Here is a 4,172-nt window from a genome sequence, read left to right as displayed (position 1 = left end):
GCCGTACGTACGACACGCAAGGATCATGCGTCGCGGGGATCAGGCGTCGCAGGCCTCGGACGTTGAAGGACTCAGACGTTGAAGCCGAGCGCGCGCAACTGCTCGCGGCCGTCGTCCGTGATCTTGTCCGGGCCCCACGGCGGCATCCAGACCCAGTTGATCTTGAGCTCGTTGACGATGCCCTCGGTGGCCGACTTGGCCTGGTCCTCGATGACGTCGGTCAGCGGGCAGGCCGCGGACGTGAGCGTCATGTCGATGGTCGCGATGTTGGAGTCGTCGACGTGGACGCCGTAGATGAGGCCCAGGTTGACGACGTCGATGCCCAGCTCGGGGTCGACCACGTCGTACAGGGCTTCGCGGACCTCTTCTTCGGAGGCCGGCTTGGTGGTCATGGTCTCGTTGTCACTCATGCCGTCTCCTTCTTCGCACTCTCGCCCAGGGCCTGGGCGGTCGCGTCCTTCCATGCCATCCAGCTGAGCAGGGCGCACTTCACCCGGGCCGGGAACTTCGACACCCCGGCGAACGCGACCGCGTCCTCCAGGATGTCCTCCATCGCGTCGTCCGGCGTCACGGCGCCCTTCGACTGCATCAGCTCCAGGAACGTCTCCTGGATCTTCCGCGCCTGGCTGAGGTCCTTGCCGACGAGGAGCTCGTTGAGCACGGAGGCACTGGCCTGGCTGATGGAACAGCCCTGCCCCTCGTAGGAGACGTCCTCGATGCGCTCGCCGTCGTACTTCACCCGCAGCGTGATCTCGTCGCCGCAGGTGGGATTGACATGGTGCACCTCGGCGTCGCCGTCGCGCAGGCCACGCCCGTGCGGGTGCTTGTAGTGGTCCAGGATGACTTCCTGGTACATCGAATCAAGCTTCACTGTGTGCTCCCCGCCCTACCCGAAGAAGTTCCGTACGTGCTCCAGGCCGTCGACCAGGGCATCGACCTCGCCGGGCGTGGAGTACAGATAGAACGACGCTCGCGTGGTCGCGGGAATTCCGTACCGCAGGCAGACCGGACGCGCGCAGTGGTGTCCGACCCGTACCGCGATGCCCTCCTCGTCGAGGACCTGGCCCACGTCGTGCGGGTGGATGTCGCCGAGCGTGAAGGAGATCGCCGCACCGCGGTCCTCGGCCGTGGCCGGGCCGATGATGCGGAGGTCCGGCACTTCGAGCAGCCGCTTGACCGCGTACTCGGTGATCGCGTGCTCGTGGCGCGCGATGTTCTCCATGCCGATCGCCGAGAGGTAGTCCACTGCCGCGCCGAGGCCGACGGCCTGCGCGATCGGGGGCGTACCCGCCTCGAACTTGTGCGGCGCCGGGGCGTACGTCGAGGAGTGCATCGACACGGTCTCGATCATCTCGCCGCCACCGAGGAACGGCGGCAGGTCTTCGAGCAGCTCCTGGCGGCCCCAGAGGACGCCGATGCCCGTCGGGCCGACCATCTTGTGACCGGTGAAGGCCACGAAGTCGGCCTGCAGCGCCTGCACGTCGAGCACCATGTGCGGCGCGGCCTGCGAGGCGTCGATGCAGACCATCGCGCCGACCTGCTGCGCGCGGCGGACGATCGTCTCGACCGGGTTGACGGTGCCCAGCAGGTTGGAGACCAGCGTGAAGGAGACGATCTTCGTCTTCTCGGTGATGATCTCGTCGATGTTGGACAGGTCGAGGCGGCCGTCGTCGGTGAGGCCGAACCACTTCAGCTTCGCGCCCGTGCGCTGCGAGAGCAGCTGCCACGGCACGATGTTGGAGTGGTGCTCCATCTCCGTGATGACGATCTCGGTGTCGCGGTCGACCCGGTAGGGCTCGTCGGCCCAGCCGAGCATGTTGGCCACGAGGTTGAGCGACTCGGAGGCGTTCTTCGTGAAGATGACCTCGTCGCGGCTCGGCGCGTTGATGAAGGCGGCGACCTTGTCGCGGGCGCCCTCGTACAGCGCCGTGGCCTCCTCGGCGACCGTGTACACACCGCGGTGCACGTTCGCGTTGTGCCGCTCGTAGTACTCGTTGAGCGCGTCGAGAACCTGGCGCGGCTTCTGCGAGGTCGCCGCGGAGTCCAGGTAAACGATCTTCTTGTCCCCGTGGACGATGCGGTCCAGCAGGGGGAAGTCCTTGCGGATCGCGTCGGTGTCGAGGAGGCCCGGCAGCTGTGTCACGCGGTTGCGCCACCCTTCGTGTACTTCTCGTAGCCCTCGGCCTCAAGCTGGTCGGCCAGCTCGGGACCACCGGACTCGACGATCTTGCCCGCCGAGAAGACGTGCACGAAGTCCGGCTTGATGTAGCGCAGGATGCGCGTGTAGTGCGTGATCAGCAGGGTGCCGACCTCACCGGTCTCGCGGACGCGGTTGACGCCGTCGGACACCTGACGCAGGGCGTCGACGTCCAGACCGGAGTCGGTCTCGTCGAGGATGGCGATCTTCGGCTTCATGAGCTCCATCTGGAGGATCTCGTGACGCTTCTTCTCACCACCGGAGAAGCCCTCGTTGACGTTGCGCTCGGCGAAGGTCGGGTCCATCTGGAGCTGCTCCATCGCGGACTTGACCTCCTTCACCCAGGTGCGCAGCTTGGGGGCCTCGCCGCGCAGGGCGGTGGCCGACGTACGCAGGAAGTTGGACACCGAGACGCCGGGGACCTCGACCGGGTACTGCATGGCCAGGAACATGCCGGCGCGGGCGCGCTCGTCGACGGACATCTCCAGGACGTCCTCGCCGTCGAGGGTGACGGTGCCGCTGGTGATCGTGTACTTGGGGTGACCCGCGATCGAGTACGCGAGGGTGGACTTGCCGGAGCCGTTGGGGCCCATGATGGCGTGGGTCTCGCCCTGCTTCACGGTCAGGTCGACGCCCTTGAGGATCTCCTTCGTGCCGTTCTCGACATCGACGGAGACGTGCAGGTCGCGGATTTCAAGCGTTGCCATGGGGTACTCAGGACTCCTGGGTGACGGAGACGAGCACATCGTCCCCTTCGATCTTTACGGGGTAAACGGGGACGGGGCGCGTCGCGGGAAGACCGGACGGCTTGCCGGTACGGAGGTCGAAACTGGAACCGTGCAGCCAGCATTCGATGGCGCAGTCCTCCACCTCGCCCTCCGACAGCGAGACGTTCGCGTGCGAGCAGATGTCGTTGATCGCGAAGACTTCGCCCTCGGTGTGGACGAGCGACACCGGCGTGCCGTCGACCTCCACCCGCTTGGGGGTGTCGGCCTCCAGCTCGCTCAGCGCTGCCACCTTCACGAACGCCATCAGACGGACGCCTCCAGCTCCGCATCGATCTTCGCGATCAGGCGCTCCTCGACGTCGTCGACGCCGATCTGCTGGACCAGCTCGGCGAAGAAGCCGCGGACGACCAGGCGGCGGGCCTCGTCCTCGGGGATGCCGCGCGACTGGAGGTAGAAGAGCTGCTCGTCGTCGAAGCGGCCGGTCGCCGAGGCGTGGCCCGCTCCGGCGATCTCGCCGGTCTCGATCTCCAGGTTGGGGACCGAGTCGACGCGCGCGCCGTCGGTCAGCACCAGGTTGCGGTTCATCTCGTACGAGTCGGTGCCTTCGGCGGCGGCCTGGATGAGCACGTCGCCGATCCACACCGCGTGCGCGTCCTGGCCCTGCAGCGCGCCCTTGTAGGCCACGTTGGACTTGCAGTGCGGGCGGTTGTGGTCGACCAGGAGGCGGTGCTCCTGGTGCTGGCCCTTGTCCGTGAAGTACAGGCCGAAGAGCTCGGCCTCGCCACCGGTCCCGGCGTACGAGACGCGCGGGTGCAGGCGGACCAGGTCGCCGCCGAAGGTGACGACGACGGACTTGAAGGAGGCGTCGCGTCCCACGAGCGCGTTGTGCTGCGCCACGTGGACGGCCTTGTCGTCCCAGTCCTGCACGGACACCACGGTCAGCTTGGCGCCGTCGCCGAGGACGTAGTCGACGTTGGCGGCGAGGACGCCGTCACCGGTGTGGTCGATGACCACGACGGCCTCGGCGAACGCGCCGAGCTCGACGACCTGGTGGCCGTAGGCGGTGCCGCCCTCGCCGTGCACCGCGATGCGGATCGGCTCGGTGAGCATGGTCTCCTTGGGCACCGAGACGACCGAGGCCTTCTCGAAGGAGCTGTACGCCTGGGCGGCCACCCGGTCCACCGGGGTGCCGGCCCTGCCGAGGCGGGCGTCGCCGCGGTCGACCGTCTCCACGACGACGCCCTCGG

6 protein-coding genes are annotated in these 4,172 nt (G+C 67.5%); all 6 read right to left on the bottom strand.

Annotation, left to right across the window (positions count from 1 at the left end):
* Positions 1-71: 71 nt before the first annotated feature.
* The gene (locus ACWGIG_RS32915; protein ID WP_398416042.1) at positions 72-410 is read right to left on the bottom strand and encodes a metal-sulfur cluster assembly factor; all 339 of its coding nucleotides are present in this window, start codon (positions 408-410) and stop codon (positions 72-74) included.
* Entirely contained in the window at positions 407-871 is a 465-nt protein-coding gene (gene sufU / locus ACWGIG_RS32910; RefSeq protein ID WP_453325353.1) for a Fe-S cluster assembly sulfur transfer protein SufU, read from the bottom strand. Before sufU ends, ACWGIG_RS32915 begins: the two co-directional genes overlap by 4 nt.
* Positions 872-886: 15 nt before the next feature.
* The gene (locus tag ACWGIG_RS32905; RefSeq protein ID WP_453325352.1) at positions 887-2,143 is read right to left on the bottom strand and encodes a cysteine desulfurase; all 1,257 of its coding nucleotides are present in this window, start codon (positions 2,141-2,143) and stop codon (positions 887-889) included.
* Positions 2,140-2,904 (bottom strand): Fe-S cluster assembly ATPase SufC, encoded by a 765-nt coding sequence (gene sufC / locus ACWGIG_RS32900; protein ID WP_398416035.1) that lies wholly within the window; start codon positions 2,902-2,904, stop codon positions 2,140-2,142. The genes ACWGIG_RS32905 and sufC overlap by 4 nt, the downstream gene beginning before the upstream one ends.
* A 7-nt stretch (positions 2,905-2,911) precedes the next feature.
* Positions 2,912-3,229, bottom strand: coding sequence for a non-heme iron oxygenase ferredoxin subunit (locus ACWGIG_RS32895; RefSeq protein ID WP_266655245.1), 318 nt, complete (start codon positions 3,227-3,229; stop codon positions 2,912-2,914).
* A partial coding sequence (sufD, locus tag ACWGIG_RS32890; RefSeq protein ID WP_453325351.1) for a Fe-S cluster assembly protein SufD occupies positions 3,229-4,172 on the bottom strand: 944 nt, incomplete at its 5' end. The genes ACWGIG_RS32895 and sufD, both read right to left, overlap by 1 nt.

It is taken from the genome of Streptomyces sp. NPDC054863, assembly GCF_053610825.1.
The sequence above is the reverse complement of the archived record's forward strand: the minus strand, read 5'-3'. Positions and strand labels throughout refer to the sequence as shown.